Raw genomic sequence first — 24230 nt, forward strand, 5'->3', positions numbered from 1 at the left:
TGGATCATACTGGATAATCAACACCCTTGTTACTTTATCACATAATTATCTTGATTCATTTCACTATCTTGCTATTACATTCTAAAAGCCTTATTTTTTCTTATTGATGAGGTTATAGTGTTAGTTATCAATAATCCTAAATAGGAGGATATAAAAATGGTCCAGGATATAAAAACACGTGTAAAAAGTTTATATTGGGGAGCAATTCAAAACGAATTAGATGAGCAAGGATTTGCAAAGCTTCCAGCAATTTTAACAAAAGATGAATGTGAATTCTTTATGGGGCTTTATAAAGAGGAAGAATCATACAGAACAACAATCAATATGACGAGATATCGCTTTGGGAATGGGGAGTACAAATACTTTTCCTATCCATTACCCGACATCATCCAAAGTTTAAGAGAATCCTTTTATCCAGAGTTGGCCAAAACAGCAAATAGATGGTTGGGATATTTGAAGAAACCAGAACAATTTCCGGTTAATCTTCAAGATTTTTTGAAAACATGTGAAGAACATGAACAAACTAGACCGACACCCTTAATTTTAAAGTATGAAACGGGAGGGTTTAATTGCTTGCACCAAGATTTATACGGAGACGTATTTTTCCCGTTTCAAGTAGTATTTGTATTAAATCAAAGAGATAAAGACTTTTGCGGCGGTGAATCCCTATTAGTGGAACAAATTCCTCGTGCTCAGAGTAGAGGGCATGTGATTACTTTGGAACAAGGCAGTGCACTAATCTTTCCTACTAACCATAGACCTTCTCTTGGCAAAAAAGGATATTACAAAAATACGGTTCGTCATGGAGTAAGTACGGTTACTTCTGGAGAACGATTCGGTCTTGGGGTCATTTTTCATGATTCTAAGTAAATTATAAATTTCAATATCTTGCTATTTTATACCTAGAATCATCCATTCTGAATTTATAGAGGATGTAATGTAAGGGGAGGTGAAGTGAATGAAGGACAATATTAATAATGAATATCAAGAGAGTCATGAGAATGGAATTTTGAATGACATGGACATGATGACAGATGAAAAGTGGCAAGCAATCATAGACAATGATGCATCGTACAATGAGCAATTTTTCTATGCTGTAAAAACCACGGGGATCTGTCTTGCAAATCCCGTGTTCCAAAAAAAGAAAATGTACGTATTTTTCAAAACGTAGAACAAGCTCTCCAGGCAAATTTTCGCCCTTGTAAACGTTGCAAGCCTACTAATGAGAAATTGCCTGATAGTGAATGGGTGCTCTTATTACGGAATACATTGATAAAAATTTCACCGAAACATTAACTTTAGAAACGTTAGGGGATATTGCTCACGGGAGTCCATATCATCTGCATCGAACGTTTAAAAAGATTAAAGGTATTACGCCAGTTGAGTATATACAACAGGTTCGATTAAACGCGGCTAAAAAGTACTCGATTCAAACAAATAAAATGATTGCGGATATCGCCATATGTGTAGGTATGCCTAACACGCCCTATTTTATTACTTTATTTAAAAAGAAAACCGGACAGATACCAGCACAATTTCGTCAAATGAGTAAAATGGAGGAGATGTAAAATGGAAACAAAGAATAAACCAACCCTTTATTGGTCTTTACTAAAGTTTAAGGAGTTGAATTTTTATATTGCTTCAACATCTAAGGGGCTTGTGTTTGTAGGTTCACAGAACAAACCATTCGAAGAATTGTCCGAATGGGCTAAGAAACGTTTTCAGGGAAGTTCTCTTGTTGAAAATGATGAAAAGCTTGAACCCTATGCTGTTGAACTCACCCAATATCTAGAGGGAAAACGGAAAACCTTTACTGTTCCATTTGATTATAATGGAACAGCATTCCAGCTTGCAGTCTGGAACGCGCTTTGTGAAATTCCGTACGGACAGACTAAATCCTATTCCGACATTGCAAATGATATAAATAAACCAGCAGCTGTTCGAGCTGTAGGGGCGGCGATTGGAGCTAATCCGGTATTAATTACTGTACCGTGTCATCGTGTAGTAGGAAAGGATGGATCATTAACCGGCTATCGTGGCGGATTAGAAATGAAGACATTGCTTTTGGATCTGGAAAGACAAACCTCATCTAACGATGAGTGATTACTGTCGTACAATGAATGGAAAGGAGATTCCGTCATGAAAAGTGAATTGTTCTATAAAAACCCGAAAACCATTCTTAATAAAGGTACAGGCTTTCTTTCTGGATATACTCATTCACTAAATCCTTACACAGGCTGTTCATTTGGGTGTTCATATTGCTATGTACGCCAAATGCCTGTTTCCCTCTTTCGAGAAGGGGAATGGGGGAATTGGGTTGATGTTAAAAACGGAGCTGCGAATTTATTAAGCAAGGAGCTTCATCGCGCCAAAGCCAAGGGGAATGTGACAATTTTTATGTCATCAAGCACAGACCCTTATCAACCCGTGGAGCATAAGGAAAAAGTGACTCGATCGTTATTAGAGGTTATGGCAGAAGATCCTCCTGACTTCTTATTAGTACAGACGAGAAGCCCACTTGTAAGTCGAGATGTCGATTTGCTGCAACTTTTAAAGGATAGAGTCCGAGTAAGTATGACGATTGAAACGGATTCGGAAACGATACGTAAACATTTTACTCCAGAGGCACCTCCTATTCAGGCACGCTTTAAGACATTGGAAAAATTAGTGGATGCGGGAATACCGACCCAAGTGGCGATAGCACCCATATTACCGAGTGGAGAATATTTTTCTGAGAAATTGAAGCCATTCGTCGATCGGATATGTATTGATGACTACTTTAAGGGTGATGGCAGTGGAGGAAAACGCACAAGAAAACTTGGAATTGAAAAAAAGTATATCCAACTTGATTTAGAAGAATGGTATGGACCGCAAGTTATTAAAAAAGTATATAAAAGATTTATAAAAACCTTTCCAGAAAATCAGGTTTATGTGAGCCAGACAGGGTTCGAACCGTAAAGATAATAGGAAGTGATTGCATGTGTAAAGATAATGTGGAAAGTGCTGAAAATGGAAAAAAGATATTTACCCTGTTAGGTGCTGATATGCGTCCATATCAAAGTGATACACCGGGTGTTTTTGGTGGATATCAACGGAGTAAATTATATGGAAGATTAGATTGCCCCTCAGCGCTTAGAGCTATGGCAAAAGGTGGATACGTTAAACATCGCGTGTTTTTTGCCGATGAACAGACGGCTATATCAGCAGGTTTTAGGCCATGTGCCGTGTGCATGACTGAAAAATATGCACGATGGAAGAAAGAGAAAAAGAAAAGATAAGAGGGATAATGAAAATGCATAGAACACATGACAAAATTTTAATTGGTTGGATTACTATGGTAATTATGTAATGTTAAATCAGTTCAGGTTTTTTGTAAATAAAATCGTAGTGATACGCAAAACGTACACATTTCAAATGCCAACTTATTTTTCATGTTGTTTCAATTTCATTGACCGCTTCTTACTTTACTGCCCCCGTTTCATACTGCGGATGAGATTTTTTGTTTCTTTATCCACACGTTTAGATTCCGTAATTTTTTGCAAGGCTTTATTATAGGTAAAATCATCGAGCGTGTTGTTTCTCAAATATTCCATTGTCGAATCGGGAAGCTTCACATAACAGATAGAGACAGCCCACGCAACCGCTATTTTGGCATAAAACCCTTCATGCTTTACACGATCCAGGAGGTTTAGCACCCTTTCGATGTATTCAGTCTCGATATAAAAGTCTAAGAGCATAACCACTCCAAATCTTATCTCATATTCTTTCTTAGAAGACAGATAGGGTTGTAAAAATTCCCATACACGCTCTTTATTTTCCTTTGTAAATTTTAGACCTGTACAAAAGCTGTCACATACCGACCAATTATCAATTTTTGGCACGAACAAAGCCACATAAGACAGGAGTTCTTCAATGTCCGTCTTAACATAGCCAATGACCATACCTTGCAGCATGATTTCCTCAAAATATTCATCTTTTGCAGTTTCAAGGTAAGTGCGCCAGTCACCCTTTACAATTTTTTTTGCTATTTTACGAAGCTCAGGCAGCCGAACACCTAATACATTGTTAATAGTAGGTATAAGTGCAGCTGAAAACTTCTGATAGTCTGTATCAATGAGCTCGGCGTTTCAACGCATACATCACGCCCGTAGAGGCTCCGTGTCAAGCACGTGGGTCAAAGGCTAGGGACGAAGGCAAGTTTTCGTCGACGGTTGGCACTCTTGACGAAGCGCTGCTCTTATTTACTGGAAATTGTCCAAATATACTTCTGGATTATGGCTATGGCGAATCCTTAGCAAAATAAGTATACTCAAAGTCGATTGATAATCATTATCAACTAAGGGGGATATATCATGTCAAGACTTTGGGTAACAAGAAAAAAGAGATGGAAGACTCTATCGTCGGCTCTATTGAGCTGCGTAATTATAGGGAGCCTGCTGGCTGGCTGCGGCACCAAGACCGAGAGCGATGCCACTACACGTGAACAGCATAATCAGACTGTAGAGGTGGAAGCATCTGCCGAATCCGCCAAGGGGGGCAGCAGTGAAGAAGTCCAAGAACGAACAATAACGGACGAACTTGGGCATGAGGTCAAGCTATCCGGCACTCCGGAGAAGATTATTGCACCTTACCTGGAGGAGTCTTTGTTGAAACTGGGAGTATACCCTGTTGCACGATATTCTAATGCCAGGGACGGACATCGTGATTGGTTAGAGAAGTTGAGTAATATTCCAATACTCGACTTTTCAGAAGGGTTGCCTTCGCCTGAGGTGATAATGTCGTATCACCCAGACCTCATCATCTTGCAGACGGAGACTTTCGCAGCAAATGGAGTCTATGAAAGCTATTCGAAGATTGCGCCAACCTATGTTTTCAAAAATGCTTCCGGGAATATCGAGAAGTCGCTTACGACTATTGGAGATCTGCTAGGCAAGTCTGCTGAAGCTGATTCAGCATTGCAGACTTATCGTGAGAAAATAAAAGAAGCTAAAGAGAAATTGAGTAAGATTGTGGAGAATAAAAAGGTTGCGATTATACGTTTTGCACCTAAAGGGGTCAATATGATGGGAGGCAACTATTTGGCGGGATATGTGCTTCATCAGGAGCTGGGACTGGGTAAAACGAAGCTAATTGGGGATGCAAACAGCGCCAATCTCTCACTGGAGATTATTCCCAAACTAGATGCGGATTATATATTCGTCATCGATCAAGGGGGAGACCGTACGATGATGGATAGCCCGATCTGGAAAAGCATGCCTGCTGTTAAGCAGGGACATGTCTATAAAGTGGACAGCGGATACTGGCTTGGAAGCGGTCTGATTGCTTATGAAAAAATCATCGATGATGTGGTACAGTTCCTGACAAAATAGGAGGGTTATCGATGGAAAGTATCATACCAGAAACAGTGCATGCTGGCCTTTTAGGTCGTAAGGTGGATATTCCTAACGCCGAGCAATGGGTATTAACTTCACGTGTGGAGCGGCGATCCTATCGGATTATGATTGGCCACCCTATAGGAGACCCTCCGCCTGGCGGATATCCGGTTATCTACTTGTTAGATGGAAATTCTGTATTTGGTACGATGGTGGAAGCGTTGCGATTGCAGTGCCGCAGACTGGATGTTTCAGGGGGCATGCCTGCGATTATCGTCGGAATTGGATACGAGATAGACGGTCCATTTACACCAGAACGCTTCTATGACCTCATGCCGTTACCGACGACGGAATTTCTGAAGCGTTTCAATAACGAACCGCTTCCTAAGCAAGGCGGGGCAGGGGCTTTTCTGCAATTCATTGAGGAGGAACTGAAACCGCAGGTCGAGAGTGAATTCCTGGTCGACCGCAAGCGGCAAGCGCTGTTCGGGCATTCTCTTGGCGGATTGTTCACAGTGTATGCGCTGTTCAGCAAGCCTGATTCTTTTCAATATTACGTTGCGGGCAGCCCGTCCTTGCACTGGAATAAAGAATATATGTTGGACTTGGAAAGGGACTTTGTTTCCCGGGCGAGAGAGGGACATGTCCATACTCAGGTGCTCTTCGGTGTAGGGGAACTGGAAAAATCGCATGAATGCCGCAATTGCGCTCGAGCTCAAGCACTGACTGAACGACTGACGAATATCTCGGCGACCATTGGCGTTAAGGCAGAATACAAAGAATTCGAGAATGAAGGCCATGTGTCAGTATTACCAATATTGATCAGTCGAACGTTAAGGTTCATTTTGCATCCAACCCTTTAAGAGGGAGTATCATAAAATGATTGTCCTCAGCAATACAAGCATAAATGACCGCTTTCACAAGAGCGATCATTTATGCTTAAACTACAATTATGATAGGTAAAGGTGGCTTAAAATGAGTCTTGACATGGGAAATCTAAATCTCTCACAACAGAATGAAGAGGCTAAAAAAATTATATTCCGTTCACGACCATGGGCGACGGCAATCATTCTGATCGGAGGTGTAGTGGCACTGATTCTCAGTATCGGCCTGTCCGTGTCCTTCGGTGTGGCGGATATTAAGTTTACAACGGTATGGGAGGGGATATTCCACTACAATGCCGACCTGACACAGCATCAGATCATACAGGAACTTAGATTACCACGTGTGCTCGGAGGAGCGATGGTCGGCACCTCCTTCGCCGTAGCCGGTGCCATTATGCAAGGAATGACACGTAACCCGCTTGCGGATTCAGGACTACTTGGATTGAATTCGGGCGCGGGCTTCGCCTTGGCACTTTGCTATGCTTTTTTCCCGAGTATGCCATTTCTATACTTGATATTGTACTCCTTCCTTGGAGCTGGTCTTGGTGCAGGACTGGTCTATGGCATCGGCTCTATGGTCAGGGGCGGACTTACGCCGCTGCGCCTCGTTTTGGCTGGAGCAGCCGTATCCGCATTGCTGTCCGCGCTTGGTGAAGGAATAGCTCTCTTTTTCCGTATTGGGCAGGATCTCGCTTTCTGGTATGCCGGAGGAGTTGCGGGTACGAGCTGGCTGCAGCTTAAGATCATGTTCCCTTGGGTAATTGCGGCTGTGATTGGGGCAATTATTCTGTCCCGATCCATAACGATGCTTAGTTTGGGAGATGATGTAGCTAAGGGGCTTGGTCTGCACAGCGGCACGGTCAAGCTGTTCAGCACTATCATCGTTCTGATTCTGGCAGGTGCAGCCGTCTCGGTTGTAGGTGCTGTCGGCTTTGTTGGCTTGATCATTCCGCATTTGACAAGGAAGCTGGTCGGAGTCGATTATCGTTTAATCATTCCATGCTCCGCGGTACTTGGCGCTCTACTAGTTATCTTAGCAGATCTGGCGGCAAGAATGGTCAACCCGCCCTATGAGACTCCGCTCGGTGCTTTGATCGCGCTGATTGGAGTACCCTTTTTCCTCTACGTTTCACGCAAGGAAGGGAGGGAATTGTAATGGCGAAGCCGATAGTCGACTCAAACAGTATGAACAATGTGTCATCTAATATGTTTCCTAAATATGGACATAAGCAGAGAAGAAATATTAAAGTCCTGATTACTCTGGGGCTGCTCATTGTTATTGCTTTTGTGCTGAGCATGAATACCGGTTTCATCCGTCTCTCCCCGCTGGACACGATTCGAACCTTGTTCGGGGGAGGGTCGGAGAAGGAACAATTAATCCTGTTTGATTTTCGCTTGCCCCGCATCGTTATATCATTACTGATCGGTTCCGGATTGGCGGTTTCAGGCTGCATTATGCAGAGTATATCTCGCAACGCACTTGCCGATCCGGGAATTCTGGGCATTAATGCTGGAGCGGGGTTGGTTGTATTAGTCTTCGTAGCCTACTATCCGAATTTGGGTACAGCTTCGATATTTTTGCTTCCAGTACTGGCATGGATCGGCGCGGGGTTGACAGCGGTAATTATTTTCTCTTTATCCTATAAGCGTCACAAAGGTTTGCTGCCGACACGTCTGCTGCTGACCGGCGTAGCGGTCGCCGCAGGTATAAGTGCTGCCACGATTGTGATAACACTTCGGATCAATCCAGAGAAGTATCAATTCGTGGCTACATGGATGGCAGGAAGTATATGGGGAGCAAACTGGAAGTTTGTTCTGGTGCTGCTTCCGTTCATCGTTATCCTGCTTCCGTTCGTATTCTCCAAGGCAGGGACGATGAATGTGCTCAATCTGGGTGAGATGACGGCGATTGGCTTAGGTACAAAGGTGTATAGGGAACAGATCATTCTGCTTGGAGCTGCAGTGGGACTGGCGGGATCCTGTGTCGCGGTTAGTGGAAGCATTGGCTTTGTTGGCTTGATCGGACCGCATCTGGCCAGGAGGCTTGTAGGTCAGATGCATCAAGCGCTGTTACCGGCGTCTGCGCTGATAGGATCACTCATGGTTATAGTAGCCGATATGCTGGGGCGTTTGATTCTACAGCCGTCCGAGATACCGGCAGGAATCATCGTTACCATTGTCGGAGCGCCATATTTTCTATATCTGTTAGCTCATTCACGATAATTGAGCCATAAGATAAGCAAATACCATATACGAGTTACGCTCCCCGCTGAAACTGACCCGATGATGGCGTAGCAGGACTTACCCGGGGTGAAAAAGATAGGAGAAAAGTGAAGAAGTGAATTCGATATGGAGTGTCTGACGGTTCATCATGGTTGATCAATAGAGCCATAGTTTTTCACTAATGTCCAGGTTAGTTCGATACATATATAAGTGGAAAAAATAAATAAAGGAGGAGTAAGGTGACACATTCTGGTATAGAAATTGTTATATTCAATGAAGAATGGGCAGAAACTTTTCAATCAATAAAACAAGTTATTAGTAAGTCATTAAATGATTTAATAATTGGAATTGAACACGTCGGAAGCACCTCAATCCAAGGTCTTGGAGCGAAACAAATTTTAGATATAGATATTGTAATAGAAAGTTATGATGTTTTTCCAAAGGTAATCACGGGACTTGAATAGATAGGATATTTTTACCAAGAAGAATGGAGTTTTGAAGGTAGAGAAACATTTGGCAGAAAAGATATATCTACACCGTGGGATGGAAAAGGGACGCAATGGATGGAGCACCACCTTTATGTTTGTAACAAAAATAGTAAAGAACTTGCAAAGCATTTAGTATTCAGAGATTATTTACGAAATAACCCACAAGTAGTAATTGAATATGAAAATATAAAAAGGCATTTAGCAGATACAGTAAAAGACCGAAAATCCTATACATTAGGTAAAACAGAATTTATAAATAAGATATTAGAAAAAGTAATGGATTAAAAAATAAATAATCGATGTTCTTATTCAATTAACGGAGTAGTTAAGTTTTATACTTTTTGGATTTAAAAGATATAAGGGAGAAAAGTCATGCAAATACTATTAATTCGACACGGAGAATCGGAAGCAGATATTTTAAACGTACATGAAGGAAGAGCTGATTTTGAATTAACGGAAAGAGGTAGAAAGCAAGTGGGAAGTTTATCACAAAAAGTAAAAAAAGATTTCCCTCCAGATTTTATATGGGCAAGTACGTTAAAAAGAGCACGTGAAACTGCTGAAACATTGGGAGAAACTATTGGGTGCCCAGTTCAATTGGAAGAAGAACTAATGGAGTTTAATAATGGTGTACAAGCTGGATTATCCCTTGAAGAAGCGAAAAAGTATCCTGAGCCAAAATTTTTTCATGAACGTTTTGAAAATGGAGAATCATTCATAGAATTTCGAATGAGAATTGAAACGATATTTTCTAAGATTGTTACAGGAAATAAATATGAACGAATTGCGATTGTTGCTCATGGCGGGGTAATTAATAATATATTACGTGCTTTTTACCAAATGCCAATCAACATGGATTATTATTTTAAAATCGAAGATACAGGAATTAGTTTAATTGAATTTACTGATAAAGAAAAGGTAATTCACTTTATAAATGATACGAGTCATTTAGGGAATATATAGGATAACTTTCTTAAAAAGGTGAACAAAATTTTTAAGAAAACACGCTATTAAATCAATAAAATCCCACCATTTAGATTAATCTTTTTTCAAAACGGTGGGATTTTTATAACGCAAATCAACGTTTACAGGATACTTTTAATCAAATTTTATTTCAACGCTACGAGGAGGACATTTATTTGAGGACAGATATAGATAATTGGGAGTCAATCACCGTAACAGAAATTTATAAGCTCTTTTCTACTATTCCAATTAATTGGGGTATTGCAGGGGGATGGGCTTTAGATTTACATTTAGGCAAACAGTCGAGGGTACATGATGATATAGATGTAATAATACTTCGAGAGGAACAATTGACTACCTATAATCATTTGTCAGATAATTGGATGTTATACAAAGCAGAGAATGGGAAACTTGTTCTTTGGCAAGAAGGTGAGTTTTTAAAAACCACAAATGACATCTGGGTTACTAAAAGCAGTAGTTCCCCTTGGGCTTTTCAAATTATGTTAGTAGAGACAGAGCAACAATCCTGGATATATAGGAGAGAAAAATCTATTCGAAGAAGATTAGAGGATATATTTTTAAGAACAGATGAGGAGATACCTTACCTGAGACCCGAGATTCAACTCCTTTATAAAGGTGGTAGCTCAAACATTAGAGAAAAAGATTTTAAAGATTTACAAATTATGCTTCCATATTTACTGTCTGAACAAAGGGATTGGTTAAGAATGACTTTGAAAAGACAATTTCCAACAGGTCATTCGTGGCTTGACTATATCTAAGTGTGAAATATGATTCAAAACATAAATTGAATCAAATGTTAAGTAAGCTGTGAAAAAATTTACTAAGCTTATACCAAGGCATTGGAGTTAGTATAGTTTCATGGACACTTCTTAGTTAAGTCCTTACAATAACAGTTGAGAGGATGTGTCCGATTAAACAAATTGCAGAAAAAAATGCTATTACTCGATCAACTGTTTACAGGATAAAAAAGGAACTCGCAGAATAGAAATCTGCGAGTTCCTAAAACTATATATATAATAGTAGAAATATTTCTGGTAATTAATTTATGTATGTTTCGCAGTAAGCTTATAACCATTATGTATTATTAAAATTAGAGATATTGTATAGAGGCTAATTTTTATACACTATTTACAATCATTGCTTGTTGTGCTAACAGGCAGAATAGTTCAAGAAGCAATATGATGAAAAAATAGACGAAAGGAAACAGGGAGAAGCCAATGGATATCCGAATTTTAAATGAGCCTGATGCTCAGTTGTACCAAGAATTACGTTTGAGTGCATTAAAAATCAATCCAGAAGCATTTGGCTCAACTTTTGACAGAGAGGTTAAATTCACATTCGAGAATGTAGTAGAGCGATTAAAACCAAATGATGACAAATTTATTCTAGGGGTATTTGAGGATAAAAATTTAGTCGGAATTGTTACTTTTATGCGTGAAAGTAGCCCTAAAGAAGCCCACAAAGGGAATATATACGGGATGTTTGTGGTGCCAGAAATGCGGGGGCAAGGATTAGGAAAATCGCTCTTGCTTGAACTAATAAGAAAGGCAAAAAATTGCAATGGTTTGGAACAAATAAATTTAACAGTGGTATCCAATAATGAACCAGCAAAGAAGCTGTACAAGTCCATTGGATTCCAGGTTTATGGCGTAGAAAAAAATGCTCTAAAATTCAACGGGGAGTATTTTGACGAGGATTTAATGGTTATAAAAATCTAATTTTTTATTGAGCTTTACCACAATAAGGAACAAAAATAATGAGCCTAAAATATGCAGATTTTTATACATTACATGCATGTTTAGGCTTTTTTTAATTCATAAAACATACTGCCATAAATTTTTAATTGCCAAATACAAGTAGAAATGTACTTTAATCAACTCCAGTGCAATTTAGCGTTTAAAAAGTGTGCAATTTATCCCTTAAAGTCACACCGAATCGCTGAAGTTATTGATATATTTGTAACAAAAATATGTAACAAAAAAATGTTGTCACAATACTCTCTCCTAACATTTTTGATACAGTATTGAGAGGAAAGTGAGAAAAATGAGTTCAGTAAAGTTTGGATATATGCGAGTATCCACATTCGATCAAAATTTAGACCGGCAGGAACAGCAACTTAAAGAAGTCGGATGCGAGCAAATTTTTTATGAGAAAATAACGGGTACGAAACGCGATCGGCCTGAGCTAAATCGTATGCTTGAGTTCTTACGACCAGGTGATACTGTCATAGTAACGGATTTAACACGCCTTTCTTGCTCAACAAAAGATTTACTTGAAATCACAGAACTGATTGCGACAAAAGGAGCTCATTTACAAAGCTTGAAAGAATCCTAACTTGATACAACATCTGCACATGGAAAAATGTTATTTACGTTATTTGCAGGCATTGCTCAGTTTGAGAGAGATTTGATTGCGGAAAGGACAAAAGAAGGTATTGTAGCAGCCAAAAAGCGCGGAAAAACATTAGGAAGGCCGAAAGCGGATCAGGAAAAGATTGATTATGCATTATACCTCATTAATCAAGGCTCTACAATCTCCGAGGCTGCTGAAAAAGCAGGAGTATCTCGAATGACTTTGTATCGAAAAGCAAACTTAAATATGTGAATTACGCACCTTGTTGACACCCAACGGGTTTTACTTTTATTGGAAAATGTATGACGGACTAGAGCAGGAACCCTGTCATCAAGCCGAATAGCTGGTGTTCTTCTGAACAGAATAACAGTAAATTAATACTGCGTAGTAACAACTTCACATACATAAATTATCCCCTATAAGGAATGATAAGAGTAGGGTTAACCAAATTTATCTAATTTATAGGAGGCATTACTCATGGCTAGAAATCAAAGTCAAAATACAAACAACCTACTTGCTCCTCATGCCAAGATGGCTATTGATCAAATGAAATTTGTTGTTATTTGTAAAGGAATATGCTATACTATATTCAAGACTTAGTATGTATTGGTACTTATAATTCACATGTTATCAGGGATTATATTTTCAATGTATATAATTCCTGATAATATGTGAATTTTTATTTTCTACGGTAAATATTAACAGCATATTACATTAAAATTTTGGAGGTTCTTAATGAACACAGGTACAGTAAAATGGTTTAATGCAGAAAAAGGATTTGGCTTTATCGAAAGAGAAGATGGAGATGATGTATTCGTACATTTCTCTGCTATCACTGGAGATGGATTTAAATCGCTTGAAGAAGGCCAACGAGTAAGCTTCGACATTACTCAAGGTAATCGTGGCGATCAAGCAGCAAACGTTTCTAAGTTATAAAACAATAACAAAAAGCTTATACGATAAGTGTATGAGTTCAAGGCTACTGACAACATTGATGTTAGTAGCCTTTTTTGTTACTAAAATAGAATGATTTCATCGTTGAATCATCCAACTCAATGTCAAATACATGTATTGTATCAAGTAATTCGGTTAAATATAAAAAATATAAATGAAGAGAAGGTGTTTTTGGATATGACAACATTTCATGAATTAGGTATAAGCGAATCTATTCAAAAAGCGGTTACTGATATGGGCTTTGAAGAAACGTCTCCAATCCAGGAGAAAGCCATCCCGGTCGCCTTGAAAGGGAAGGATATTATTGGTCAAGCACAGACAGGTACAGGAAAAACGGTAGCTTTTTCTATTCCGATTTTAGAAAAAATGGATACGTTCTCTCCCTATTTATGGGGGTCAATCTATTGATCGTCAAATTAAGGCGTTAAAAACACGTCCGCATATTATAACCGGAACACCAGGTAGACTGCTGGACCATATCAAACGGAAAACGTTGCGGTTAGATCGCATCTCCATGGTCGTACTAGATGAAGCAGATGAAATGTTAGATATGGGTTTTCTAGAGGATATCGAACGAATCCTCAAAGAGACTCCAATGAGAAAACAAACCTTACTGTTTTCGGCAACGATGCCAAAACCGATTCAAAATCTTGCGGAAAATTTTATGAGCAATCCAGAGATAATTAAGATGAAAGCGAAAGAGATTACCTCACCAACCGTAGAACAAATTTATTATGAAGTGAATGAACGAGAAAAGTTTGATGTTCTTTGCCGTCTGTTGGATGTGGAAAATCCAGAGTTGGCGGTAATTTTCGGGCGAACAAAAAGGCGTGTTGATGAATTAAGCGATGCCTTAAATAAAAGAGGTTATCTTGCTGGTGGGTTGCACGGAGATTTAAATCAGCGGCAGCGAGATATTGTAATGAATAAATTTCGTGAGGGAAACATTGATATTTTAGTTGCAACAGATGTTGCTGCCAGGGGAATTGATGTTTCAGGAGTTACTCATGTCTACAATTTTGACATTCCGCAAGACCCGGAAAGTTATGTTCACCGCATCGGAAGAACAGGGCGAGCTGGTAAGACGGGGATAGCTGTCACATTTGTTACGCCTAGGGAAATGGGTCAACTTCGGAGTATTGAAAAAGCTTCAAAAGGAAAGATCCATCGTAAATCGATTCCGACAGTTGCAGAAGCGATAGAGTCTAAACAGCGAATGGCGTCAGAAAAGCTGATTCAATTAGTCGAAGAGGGTGATTATTCACAGTTTAAGCAAACGGCAAGCGAGTTACTCGATCAGTACGATTCAATTACGTTAGTTTCACTCGCCTTGAAGCTATTGACCAAAGAGCAGACAGATGTAACTGTTCAACTTACTGCCGAAGAAACGCGTTATTCCAAGAAGCCGGAAGGGAAAGCAAGAAGGGATTATAACGGGAATAAAGGGTTTGCGAGAAGAGGCACAAAAGGCAAGAGAGGACGACACTCCTCTCGTTATAAAGGGGGATTCTAAAATGAAAGAAAAAATAAATGAAACCGTTAATTTGAGTAATTCAGATTTTTGCCATAATAGAGAATTAAGTTGGCTAGCATTTAATGAACGGGTTCTTCAGGAAGCGATAGACCAGCAAAATCCCCCTGCTTGAGTGATTAAAGTTCTTGGGAATTTTTAGTTCTAATCCGGATGAATTTTTTATGGTTAGGGTGGCCGGGCTAAAAGGCCAGGTTAAGGCTGGATTCAATAAACCGGAAAATAAAGAAAGATTAACCACTAAGCAGTAATTGGTTCAAATTTCTCGAGAAAATCATCGTCTCATTAGAATGCAATATGATACTTATAGTCAAAAACTTTTACCAGAACTGCAAGAAGAAAATATTTGTCTCGTTAACATAAATGCTCTACTTATGCAAAAAAAATAGCCTGAAGGCTATTTTTTGCATAAGTAAAGCATTTATTATCAAATTCTAAAGAAATATTTAGTCTCTTATCTTTAGTTATAAACCTCTTCATTTAAAAAATCAATTGCCTGATTCTCAGTGAATCCTTTGACTAACGCTAATTCACTAATTAAAATGTCCTTTGCATTATCCAGCATTCTTTTTTCGCTTGTATTAAGCCTTTTTGTTTCGTTCATACGCATTAAATCACAGACGACTTCAGCACCTTCTTGGATATCGCCTGTTCTTATTTTATCCATGTTTATGCGATATCTTTGGTTCCATGGGAGTAATTTTTCTAATTCTCTATCATGAAAAATAAGCAATGTATTTTCCAATGTAAGCATATCGACAACCAGGCGTATGCCTACATTCGATGCTTTCTCCATAGGAACCAGGAGTTTCATATTACCAATGGGCATTTTTATGATATAATACTGCTGTTTCTCTCCTAGGATTTCCTTTTCCTCTATGGCTTCGATTACACCTGCACCATGCATTGGATAAACAACCTTGTCGCCAACTTGGAACAAAAAATCCACCTCCAGTAAGTATCTTCTTTAAGGATACCACATGCGATTTATAATTGCAAAAATAAAACAATAACACAAACAAATGATTTGAGTCAAGAAGTTTTTGTGAATAAATATCGATTTATGTATAAAAATTATCTGCATATAAAATTAAGTATAATGTCTGATAATATTCAAAATATAAACTAAAGCATCTTAACTGATTCTGGTCAGATAGTTGCTTTATTGTGTCTGATAACTTGGTTATGGTGTGACAAGTAAGTCGCTTTCTATACAGTGCAACGCTGGTTTTATTTGCCGGTATGTTGCTAGCCTAGTCACAGAGGCTATCTCTTCCCGAAACAACGTCTCTGGTAACGGAAAGGTTGGTGCAGTAAGCAAAGGCTGAGTGTAGATTTCCTGCTCTAACGATATGTTATACCGATCCTCTGCCAATATTATTCATGCAAACATTCTGTCCTTTCTGTTGGTTTATTCAAGTTCTTTGAGATATGGTATATATCGGAATATATCATGTTCTTAGCACTTCAAATGATTATATGGTTGTCTATTAAATGGCTAAATAATTATATGAAATCGTTAAAATTGGGTCCGAAAATGTCGTTTATGGAAATAGGTAAGGCTTTATATCATAGGATTTAGAAACTCTATATTAAATAAAAAGGGAGGATCAATGAAAACGTTGAGAAGATAAATAGTCCTGTGAACGCATAGAAGCGCCTTTATGGGCACTTTTTCTTTTTGAATAAAAACCTTCTATTAGAAGCATACGTAACAACGGAATATGACTTGTTTCTGTAAGCCAATTTTTAATAAGAAAAGCTATCCTTGAGGCAAAGATATATTTTTTTGATTGGAACCCTTACTTAGGGAGGAGATAAGGAATTTTGTAGGAATTTAATAAAGACAGATATAGAGTTTTGTAGGCATGTAGTTACGATAACAATTCGGTGAGGGATGAAACATGGAAAAAGAAAGCGTGTTAATGGAGAAAGTTTTACATGAAATGAGTCAAAAAATCATCGGGGGAAGTGGCGAATTAGCAGAAAGAATTACGTATGAACAGAACATAAAATATCCAGAACAGCTATCCTCTTTATCGGACGACTTACTTCCTTTACGGATCGAACTTGTTACTCTTTATGGTAGGGCGCTTACCATGAAAGAAGAGGAGCGTACAGAACAAATTGCAAAATGGGGGGAAGAAACAGGAACCAAATGTGCTACATTGGGGACGACTTTAGATACAATGCTCAACGAGGTTCCTCATTATCGTGATTTTATTGGGGAAGTAGTGAAAGAAGAAGCGAAAGCGAAGCAGCTTTCATTGGAGGAATTTTATCATATTATCTCGCTTCTTGATTCTACTGTAAACCAAGTTGTCTATTATTTTACGCTTCCTTTTCTACGCCAATATGATACATTAGAGAAGCAATCACGAATGGCCCTGATGGAGCTTTCTGTTCCTGTCGTTCCGATTGCAGAGGGGCTTGCGGTTCTTCCTCTCGTTGGAAATATTGATACGTACCGTGCTCAAATTTTAATGGAACAGGCGTTACAGCACGCTTCAAGGCTACAGCTTTCTTACTTTATTTTTGATTTATCCGGTGTTCCTGTTATTGATACGGCCGTTGCTCAACAACTTTTTCATATCGTTCAGGCGTTAAAATTGATTGGAGTGGATACAAAAATCAGTGGGATTCGGCCAGAAATTGCGCAAACGATCATAGGACTAGGGATCGATCTCAGTTATGTCATGACCTTTTTGAACCTTAGACAAGCCTTAAAATATATCGGATTTACGTATACTAAAAAAGTATAGTTCTCTTCATGGTGGGTTATTTTCTCGATAATAGAAATTAGGCTGAAATTTGTATCCTTGCGTTTCAAATTTCTAAGGAGGGGTAGTATAACAGTAGGGTTGTTGTCCCCCTGCTAGTAGAAGGGCTCAACATGTCTATTGATGAGATAGAGATATTGGGCCTTTTTCTGTGTAAACAACTGTTGTGGGATACCCTTACATTGTCTAATGGGTAAGAATAATAATACGTTCCTGTTCATTGACAAAAACTAATTTCCATTCGCCCGTATCATAAATTTCACGGATGGCCGTGTATATTTTGTCCTGGTAGTTTACAATTCCTAATTTCACTTCATCAATGACCATACTGATGTCCCTCACTGCTACATATGTTTTAACGTATTCAAAGCTTATCGATCAACTGGAGTGCTTATGAGTCCGGAAGGACTCATAAGCACTCCAGTTGAGGCTTCTAAACAACTACATAATTGGGTCAAAGAAGTTTGAGCTACACTTTGGCTTAGCCATACGCATAAAGCCGCTAGATCTTGTGCTCGATACTTACTTTCTCGTTGGACAAATCCAACTTCTCTAGCTACTTGTTGTAAGGTACTCAATGATAAAGAATGCTGAAGTTCCTCTGCAAATAATCGTAATTCTTGAGATATAGAAGCAGTCATAAAAAATGCACCATCCTTTCTATGGGCCATAGAGAAAGAATAGTGCATTTTTTCGCTTTGGGGGTATTTGTTGCTCCTAGTTTGATGGCGATGGAAGGTATACAATATATCACAAGAACAACTCGGTTGATAGCATGGTCTTCTTTCATACTGGATCACAAGCTACCGCCGAGCTTTTTTATATTAGAATCAGAAATCAGCACTTAAGATTCAATCAATCCGCTGCCTCCGGATGCTCCACATAGATTCTAAATAATTGGATATATAACACGATACTGATGAAGGCAAACACCAAAATGATACTGAATATTACCATAGGCGGTACCCAACTAGATAGGAAAACTGTCACCGGAGAGCGTACAATCTCACCAAAGGTGAAGATTATCGTAACGAAAAACAAGAACCATATATTGTTGTTCAGTCCAAGGGAGAATGTGCCTAATCCGGACAACAGCGATGACAGAATGAATATATTACGCTCTTTCCAATTGCGGAACCATTTCGTAACAGGAATAATAAACAAGACAAACAAAAGACCGTTTAATCCTAGTACTGCTCCAAATATCTCCGTACTGGATAGCATAAGGAAATCACCATTCCATGTGAATAGAGCCTGGGCAGGAATATTATTGATCACGTATACGGCCAAATATAAATCGAGTTGCATAATGGGTATCAAGGCAAAGATGCCTGCCAAAATATAAACTAGGAACACTTTATCGCGAAAAATAATGCCATATCCCTTCCACTGTTCCTTGAATACATGCGTAATCGAAGTTAACCCTTCCAGGCTTTTCGCCGAATGTGGCAATGTCTCATGAACCATGATATAAATTGCGATAAAATATAGCAGTAAGACCAATGCGCAGGTCCATAACAGTTCTTGCCGGTAATGGAAGAAGAAAATGGCTCCAAGTGCAGGTCCAAGCACTGCACCAATGTTATTTGCCGTCATAAATGTTGCAAATATCTGGCGAAGATTTTGTGCAGGAACAAGATCAGCAACCATAGCGGAGCTTGCAGGCTTATAGATAGCTCCCCCCAGCCCAATGCCGATAAATGCGATATAATCAATCCAGTAGGACGGTGACATCGCAAACAATACAAACATCACCGTCTGAAGCAAAGCACCCAGTAGCATCACGGGACGTCGTCCTAACCGATCTGCTAAAGCTCCTCCGAATAGACTTCCTATAATGCTGAATATGGGAGGGACTGTCATCAAAATGCCTGCAATATAATTGCCTAATGCCGCACTAAAATATACGGTTATAAACGGAAAGTACATCCAAAACAGCATGTTAAATAGTGCTTCTCCGATTAACCGGACTCTTAAATTGGTATTCCATAAACGTATTTGCACAGTACCCTCCTTTTTCCACAACAACACATGTTAAGTTTTTAAAATATATACACTATCCAAGTTTCCCGGCCGGGTATACAAACTATAGAACAATATTCTGTTAAAATATAGACTTATAATTATGAATGATTTATACTAATAATATGAAAGTCAAATATATTCAGGTTTATTTTAATTGTTTCAAAAAACGAACATTTGTTCTAGAATGATAAAGACGCTCACATCAGAAGCGTCTTTTTTAGTGCGGAACGTTGTCTTCTTTTTTGTAGATCGGCTTAATCTGTGAACCAGTAGAAGATTGAATTAAGCAATCAGCATAAAACTTAACTTTTTTGTGTCCAAGATATTGACCTAAATCCACAACAGGTGTAGTCGTAAATCCAGACGGCACCGTGTTCCATGTGCCAACAGTCGTTACGAAAATTGGTGACCGTTATTACGCTCAAATTAATGACCTGCATAGCCATGCCAATTATTCTGTCATCTGGAATCCGAAAGATTTCAGTGACGTGAAGAATCATTGGGCGAAAGAAGATATTAATGATATCGCAGCAAGGCTGGATCTTGCAGGTACAGGTAACAATACGTTCTCACCAAATCGTAATGCACTTGTACACGGCGCCATGCAGGAAATGCAGGCAGATGGCGTCATTGGTATCATTACTGGTATTTTTGAGGTCACAAGTGCAGGTATTTCTGCCGCTATCATTTTTGGTTTTTTAGGCGCACTTGTATTTAAACCGAAAGGGTGAGTGCATACTATGTCGTGAGGATAAGCGACATGCCATATCTGCACATGTAAAGCAAGCAGTGGCAAACCTAAAAAGCACAGCATATGCATATCGAAGAAACAAAAAATACCCATTCAGATACGTGTAGGCTGAAATGGGTATTTTAATTTATGAACGTATTTTATTAGTTTCTTTATACCGCTTAACCTAATTCATAATTTCTGTGATTGTTTTCACACGTTTCAGGGCATCCTCATAAGCGTAGTACTCGCCGATACTCTTATTTGAATTATCACAATTCACAAGGAAATAAATATCGAGAACTTCAATTCTATTTTTCAAGAAAAGAAGACATACTGTACTTTTCTTGCGCATAAGCTTTTCAAGTTCTCTCCTGGTTTCGTTTTTGCACATTTTACGATACTGGCAATTCAAAGCGGCTGCCTTTATGCTGGTTCTAACTAAATATAAACAATACCTTCCCACCTAACATGATAATGCTGTCCATCCATATTCACTAAAATATAATCAGGAAAAACCTCCTCTAGTTCCCCTTGGATTTCTTTGATGGCCTTCACCCCCCACTTCCAATATTTCAAAAAATTTCAAATGTCTAACTGAAGCTTCGTTTATAAAAATCAAGATATTGTAAGAATACATGAGCATTCATAAGAAAAACTTTAATTCATAGAGGGAGGAGAAATTCAGACCAATCGTATGGAAGATCAAGCAATTGCGGTACTTGCTCTTCATCTTCTTCAGAACTGCTTGGTTTTAATTAACACATTAATGATTCAAGAGGTACTGTTGGAGCAAAATAAATCCTTGCTACAAAAACTAGTTCGAGAGGATTTCAGGAATTTAACACCACTCATCTATGCCCATGTGAACCCATATGAAACATTCGAGTTAAATATGAAGGAGCGTCTAGCGATCCAGAGAACTTCTTGAACCCTATAGTCAGAGCAGCCGTCGGTACCATCAGCAAAACGCGGATTTACAACGTTAAGGAAATTACATATTAAAAAGCCCAATTTCTCAGTATTTATATTGCACACTAATAGGAGGAAGGGGGTTTTCTTATATTTTGATATTTTTGCACAATTATATTGACAAATTAATATGACGTTATGTTATTATAACGTTATAAAAACGATATATAATTTATTCGTGTTATTAATAGTGTTAAACGCTGTGAGAAGCTGAGAGGGGGCCTTGATATGATAAATCAATACGAAAAAACGGATGAAAAGACGTATAACGAACAAATGGATGCATTCATGGCACGTATTGAGCGTGGTGAGAAAATTGAAGCGGATGACTGGATGCCGGATGATTACCGCCAACAGCTTATTAAACTTATTTCTATGCACGGTGTAAGCGAAATCATGGGAGCATTGCCGGAGAAGGAGTGGGTGCCGAAAGCGCCCAGCTTGCGTCGTAAGCTGGCGATTATGGCAAAAGTACAGGATGAAATGGGTCATGGGCAACTATTAATTCGGGTGGCTGAAGATTTGATGGCACCGCTCGGAAAAACACGTGAAGATCTTTTGGATGACTTATTTACGGGAAGGCTTAAGTTTCACAACGTTTTTCATATGGAAGCGCCTACCTGGGCTGACGCGGGTGTTATTGGCTGGCTGGTTGATGGGGCTGCTATCATTACACAGACAATGTCACTGGATACTTCTTATGCTCCATACGCACGTGCGCTATACCGCATATGTGCCGAGGAGAAGTTTCATGCACAGCATGGGGAAAGCATTGTACTGACGCTTGCGGAAGGAACGCCCGAACAACGAGACATGCTGCAGGATGCCGTTAACCGCTGGTGGCCAGCCTTGCTGATGTTCTTTGGACCCCCGGAAGACGGAGCTATCTCCAGTAATCAGCAGCGTAATATGCAGTATAAAATACGCACCCAAACAAACGAAGAACTGCGGCAAGCTTTCTTCAACAAATACGTTCCGCGCATTTTTCACCTGGGGCTAACTCTCCCTGATAAGACGATTCGTTTCGATGAAGCGGAAGGGAAGTGGCATTATCAGCAGCCGGATTGGGAGGAATTCAAGCAAATCGTCAAAGGAAACGGGCCGTGCTCAAAACAGAGATTGCAGCTGCGAACCATGTCATACAAGGAGACACAATGGGTTCGTGATGCCCTTCTGGGTAATCAACGTGAAGTGGTATAGGGGGGAAACAAAATGAAAAGCCAGCTACATGACAAAAAAGAGTTTTCCATATATGAAGTGTTCAGTCAAAAAAATCCTACCTCCGGCTTTGTCCACCAATTCAGCCTGCTGGCATCGGATCATGAAGTAGCGATGACAATGGCGCGCGAAAATTTTTTGCGGCGGGAGCCTGTAGTGAATATCTGGGTCGTAAAACGTGAGGACATATATGTATTGCCTCCAAAAGAGCGACAATACCTTGAACGCCTGGATAATAAAGCATATCGTGAAACCAAAGGATACGGAGATTTACCGTCGAAGTGGCGTTATCATAAAGAACAGTATGAAAAACAAAGTGAAGTGAAGTAGATAGGAGGAGAGGCATGGTGGAAGGCATTCGCATAGCAACGGCAGAGGAAGCCAAAGAAAATAAACAGTATCTCACATCCCTGCAAGAATTGCTGTTTCAGTTGGCAGATGATGATTTTATATTGGCGTATCGAGGATCTGAATGGCTAGGTTTGGCGCCTCATATTGAAGAAGATGTCGCATTCTCTTCCATTTCCCAGGATACAATGGGACATTCGGTTATGTTTTATGAAATGTTGGAGGAACTAGAAGCGGGAAGAGCGGATGATTTGGCTCATTTGCGAAGTCCGGACGCGTTTCGCAACGCCATTTTGGTAGAACGGGTCAATGGAGAGGGCCATTATATGGAGGAGCCGCAATATGACTGGGCATATGCGATAGTCCGCTTTTATCTATATGAATTGTTTAAGCTCGTACGGTTAGAATCTTTGCATCGCTCTTCTTACCAGCCGTTAGCCGTGATTGCACAAAAAATGATGACGGAACTTCGTTATCATCTGTATCACTGGCAAGTATGGATGGAGCATTTGGTCAACGGCAGCGAGGAGAGCTGCAGCAAAATGAAGCAAGCGCTTGAGAAGGTATGGTCAGATGTGGCCGATTTGTATACATTCGGGCCGAAGGGAGAAGAGATGGTACGCTTCGGACTTATTGAGGGCGAAGCGCTGCTGGCACAGCGCTGGATGGAGAAAGCACGGCAGGCGCTCGAATCATACGGATTGACATGGCCGGGCAAGCCTGAGCCTGCACAATTAAGTGGCCGGGCGGGCCAGCATACGGAAGAAATGGTTTGTGCTGTTGCTACATTATCAGAAGTGTATCGTCTGAACCCGGCCGCAAACTGGTAAGAGGAGGAGAGGCGCATGGTGCAGCAGAATTTACTGACGGAAGAGAATATATGGCAAGCGTTGCAGGAAGTCAAAGACCCGGAGATTCCGCCTGTAAGCATGGTAGAGATGGGAATGATCCACAAAGTGAGCATCGAGAGTGGGAATGTAGCTGTTCAAGTGCTGCCTACATTTGTCGGCTGTCCGGCCCTTGATATTATGAAAAAGGCAATCATACAGCAAGTACAGGCTGTGGATAGGGTACAAAAAGTGACGGTTGACTTTATTTTTGAGCCTGCCTGGTCTTCTGATCGCATCAGTGAAAAAGGAAGGGAAAAGCTACGTGAATTCGGCATTGCACCACCTCCACTTCACCATGAAGCAGGGAAGCCGTGGAAGGTGGATTGCCCTTACTGCGGCTCTCCCTATACGACGATGGAGAATCTGTTCGGCCCGGCTGCTTGCCGCAGCATTTTATATTGCAAGCATTGTAAAAATCCTTTTGAAGCATTAAAGCCGATATAATTTACCAAGGGTGTTGATTATCCAGTATGATCCAG

At 39.8% G+C, this 24230-nt stretch carries 25 protein-coding genes and 7 pseudogenes; 26 read left to right on the forward strand and 6 right to left on the reverse strand.

Annotation, left to right across the window (positions count from 1 at the left end; all coding sequences use genetic code 11):
- Positions 1–156 precede the first annotated feature (156 nt).
- From HMPREF0083_RS23035 to HMPREF0083_RS23055, 5 genes and pseudogenes are all read left to right on the forward strand, one after another.
- A complete protein-coding gene (locus tag HMPREF0083_RS23035; RefSeq protein WP_021624294.1) occupies positions 157–870 on the forward strand; it encodes a 2OG-Fe(II) oxygenase in 714 nt (237 codons plus the stop codon).
- A gap of 88 nt (positions 871–958) precedes the next feature.
- Positions 959–1568: pseudogene (locus HMPREF0083_RS23040) on the forward strand (bifunctional transcriptional activator/DNA repair enzyme AdaA).
- 1 nt (position 1569) lies between these two features.
- A complete protein-coding gene (gene adaB / locus HMPREF0083_RS23045) occupies positions 1570–2103 on the forward strand; it encodes a methylated-DNA--[protein]-cysteine S-methyltransferase (protein WP_021624298.1) in 534 nt (177 codons plus the stop codon).
- Positions 2104–2139: 36 nt separating this feature from the next.
- On the forward strand, positions 2140–2958 hold the full coding sequence (locus tag HMPREF0083_RS23050) for an SPL family radical SAM protein (RefSeq protein ID WP_040304637.1): 819 nt from the start codon (positions 2140–2142) through the stop codon (positions 2956–2958).
- 20 nt (positions 2959–2978) lie between these two features.
- Complete coding sequence (locus tag HMPREF0083_RS23055) at positions 2979–3278, forward strand: Ada metal-binding domain-containing protein (protein WP_021624300.1); 300 nt, start codon at positions 2979–2981, stop codon at positions 3276–3278.
- Positions 3279–3464: 186 nt separating this feature from the next.
- Here HMPREF0083_RS23055 and HMPREF0083_RS23060 read toward each other — a convergent pair whose 3' ends face one another.
- Positions 3465–4115: a DNA alkylation repair protein gene (locus HMPREF0083_RS23060; protein WP_051354778.1), complete on the reverse strand. Its 651-nt coding sequence runs from the start codon at positions 4113–4115 to the stop codon at positions 3465–3467.
- Between the two features lie 237 nt (positions 4116–4352).
- On the opposite strand from HMPREF0083_RS23060, the gene HMPREF0083_RS23065 reads away from it, so the two are divergent.
- The 14 genes and pseudogenes from HMPREF0083_RS23065 to HMPREF0083_RS27585 all read left to right on the forward strand — a co-directional run.
- Positions 4353–5369: an ABC transporter substrate-binding protein gene (locus tag HMPREF0083_RS23065; RefSeq protein ID WP_021624302.1), complete on the forward strand. Its 1017-nt coding sequence runs from the start codon at positions 4353–4355 to the stop codon at positions 5367–5369.
- 11 nt (positions 5370–5380) lie between these two features.
- Complete coding sequence (locus HMPREF0083_RS23070; protein WP_021624303.1) at positions 5381–6235, forward strand: alpha/beta hydrolase; 855 nt, start codon at positions 5381–5383, stop codon at positions 6233–6235.
- A gap of 124 nt (positions 6236–6359) precedes the next feature.
- Positions 6360–7412 carry a FecCD family ABC transporter permease gene (locus HMPREF0083_RS23075; protein ID WP_148316055.1) on the forward strand — a complete coding sequence of 351 codons (1053 nt, stop codon included), beginning with the start codon at positions 6360–6362 and terminating at the stop codon, positions 7410–7412.
- A gap of 50 nt (positions 7413–7462) precedes the next feature.
- The gene (locus HMPREF0083_RS23080) at positions 7463–8479 is read left to right on the forward strand and encodes a FecCD family ABC transporter permease (RefSeq protein WP_378431325.1); all 1017 of its coding nucleotides are present in this window, start codon (positions 7463–7465) and stop codon (positions 8477–8479) included.
- A 239-nt stretch (positions 8480–8718) separates the two neighbouring features.
- Positions 8719–9252: pseudogene (locus HMPREF0083_RS23085) on the forward strand (GrpB family protein).
- An 87-nt stretch (positions 9253–9339) separates the two neighbouring features.
- Positions 9340–9930: a histidine phosphatase family protein gene (locus tag HMPREF0083_RS23090; protein WP_021624308.1), complete on the forward strand. Its 591-nt coding sequence runs from the start codon at positions 9340–9342 to the stop codon at positions 9928–9930.
- A gap of 176 nt (positions 9931–10106) precedes the next feature.
- Positions 10107–10709 (forward strand): nucleotidyltransferase domain-containing protein, encoded by a 603-nt coding sequence (locus HMPREF0083_RS23095; protein ID WP_021624309.1) that lies wholly within the window; start codon positions 10107–10109, stop codon positions 10707–10709.
- 143 nt (positions 10710–10852) lie between these two features.
- Positions 10853–10936 carry a helix-turn-helix domain-containing protein gene (locus tag HMPREF0083_RS30265; protein WP_081696166.1) on the forward strand — a complete coding sequence of 28 codons (84 nt, stop codon included), beginning with the start codon at positions 10853–10855 and terminating at the stop codon, positions 10934–10936.
- Between the two features lie 232 nt (positions 10937–11168).
- Positions 11169–11669, forward strand: a complete 501-nt coding sequence (locus HMPREF0083_RS23100; protein ID WP_021624310.1) for a GNAT family N-acetyltransferase — start codon at positions 11169–11171, stop codon at positions 11667–11669.
- Between the two features lie 325 nt (positions 11670–11994).
- Positions 11995–12555: pseudogene (locus HMPREF0083_RS23105) on the forward strand (recombinase family protein).
- 225 nt (positions 12556–12780) lie between these two features.
- Complete coding sequence (locus HMPREF0083_RS29875) at positions 12781–12903, forward strand: hypothetical protein (RefSeq protein WP_262360703.1); 123 nt, start codon at positions 12781–12783, stop codon at positions 12901–12903.
- 135 nt (positions 12904–13038) lie between these two features.
- Entirely contained in the window at positions 13039–13239 is a 201-nt protein-coding gene (locus HMPREF0083_RS23110) for a cold-shock protein (protein WP_021624313.1), read from the forward strand.
- 195 nt (positions 13240–13434) lie between these two features.
- Positions 13435–14770 (forward strand): annotated as a pseudogene (locus HMPREF0083_RS23115) (DEAD/DEAH box helicase).
- A 1-nt stretch (position 14771) separates the two neighbouring features.
- Positions 14772–15153, forward strand: a pseudogene (locus HMPREF0083_RS27585) (RNA degradosome polyphosphate kinase); the annotation flags it as partial.
- A gap of 95 nt (positions 15154–15248) precedes the next feature.
- Here the strand turns inward: HMPREF0083_RS27585 and HMPREF0083_RS23120 are convergent.
- Positions 15249–15743 carry a CarD family transcriptional regulator gene (locus HMPREF0083_RS23120; protein ID WP_040304639.1) on the reverse strand — a complete coding sequence of 165 codons (495 nt, stop codon included), beginning with the start codon at positions 15741–15743 and terminating at the stop codon, positions 15249–15251.
- A 949-nt stretch (positions 15744–16692) separates the two neighbouring features.
- Here HMPREF0083_RS23120 and HMPREF0083_RS23125 point away from each other — a divergent pair.
- Positions 16693–17550 carry an STAS domain-containing protein gene (locus tag HMPREF0083_RS23125; protein WP_021624318.1) on the forward strand — a complete coding sequence of 286 codons (858 nt, stop codon included), beginning with the start codon at positions 16693–16695 and terminating at the stop codon, positions 17548–17550.
- A gap of 204 nt (positions 17551–17754) precedes the next feature.
- Here HMPREF0083_RS23125 and HMPREF0083_RS28505 read toward each other — a convergent pair whose 3' ends face one another.
- From HMPREF0083_RS28505 to HMPREF0083_RS23130, 3 genes and pseudogenes are all read right to left on the reverse strand, one after another.
- Entirely contained in the window at positions 17755–17895 is a 141-nt protein-coding gene (locus tag HMPREF0083_RS28505) for a hypothetical protein (RefSeq protein WP_021624319.1), read from the reverse strand.
- A 68-nt stretch (positions 17896–17963) separates the two neighbouring features.
- Positions 17964–18209 (reverse strand): annotated as a pseudogene (locus tag HMPREF0083_RS27590) (IS4 family transposase); the annotation flags it as partial.
- 214 nt (positions 18210–18423) lie between these two features.
- A complete protein-coding gene (locus HMPREF0083_RS23130; protein ID WP_040304641.1) occupies positions 18424–19572 on the reverse strand; it encodes an MFS transporter in 1149 nt (382 codons plus the stop codon).
- A gap of 401 nt (positions 19573–19973) precedes the next feature.
- Here HMPREF0083_RS23130 and HMPREF0083_RS27595 point away from each other — a divergent pair, with 401 nt between their 5' ends.
- Complete coding sequence (locus HMPREF0083_RS27595; RefSeq protein ID WP_187374806.1) at positions 19974–20324, forward strand: SpoVA/SpoVAEb family sporulation membrane protein; 351 nt, start codon at positions 19974–19976, stop codon at positions 20322–20324.
- Between the two features lie 440 nt (positions 20325–20764).
- Here HMPREF0083_RS27595 and HMPREF0083_RS30270 read toward each other — a convergent pair whose 3' ends face one another.
- Positions 20765–20881, reverse strand: coding sequence for a DUF2642 domain-containing protein (locus tag HMPREF0083_RS30270; RefSeq protein WP_167331603.1), 117 nt, complete (start codon positions 20879–20881; stop codon positions 20765–20767).
- Between the two features lie 112 nt (positions 20882–20993).
- Between HMPREF0083_RS30270 and HMPREF0083_RS23140 the strand changes: the two are divergent.
- From HMPREF0083_RS23140 to paaD, 5 genes and pseudogenes are all read left to right on the forward strand, one after another.
- A pseudogene (locus tag HMPREF0083_RS23140) lies at positions 20994–21254 on the forward strand (Tn3 family transposase); the annotation flags it as partial.
- A 269-nt stretch (positions 21255–21523) separates the two neighbouring features.
- Complete coding sequence (paaA, locus tag HMPREF0083_RS23145; RefSeq protein WP_021624325.1) at positions 21524–22495, forward strand: 1,2-phenylacetyl-CoA epoxidase subunit PaaA; 972 nt, start codon at positions 21524–21526, stop codon at positions 22493–22495.
- A 12-nt stretch (positions 22496–22507) separates the two neighbouring features.
- Complete coding sequence (paaB, locus tag HMPREF0083_RS23150) at positions 22508–22843, forward strand: 1,2-phenylacetyl-CoA epoxidase subunit PaaB (protein ID WP_021624326.1); 336 nt, start codon at positions 22508–22510, stop codon at positions 22841–22843.
- A gap of 14 nt (positions 22844–22857) precedes the next feature.
- The gene (gene paaC, locus HMPREF0083_RS23155) at positions 22858–23691 is read left to right on the forward strand and encodes a 1,2-phenylacetyl-CoA epoxidase subunit PaaC (RefSeq protein WP_021624327.1); all 834 of its coding nucleotides are present in this window, start codon (positions 22858–22860) and stop codon (positions 23689–23691) included.
- 15 nt (positions 23692–23706) lie between these two features.
- Positions 23707–24195 (forward strand): 1,2-phenylacetyl-CoA epoxidase subunit PaaD, encoded by a 489-nt coding sequence (gene paaD / locus HMPREF0083_RS23160; RefSeq protein WP_021624328.1) that lies wholly within the window; start codon positions 23707–23709, stop codon positions 24193–24195.
- Positions 24196–24230 lie beyond the last annotated feature (35 nt).

Source organism: Aneurinibacillus aneurinilyticus ATCC 12856 (assembly GCF_000466385.1).
Lineage (GTDB): Bacteria > Bacillota > Bacilli > Aneurinibacillales > Aneurinibacillaceae > Aneurinibacillus > Aneurinibacillus aneurinilyticus.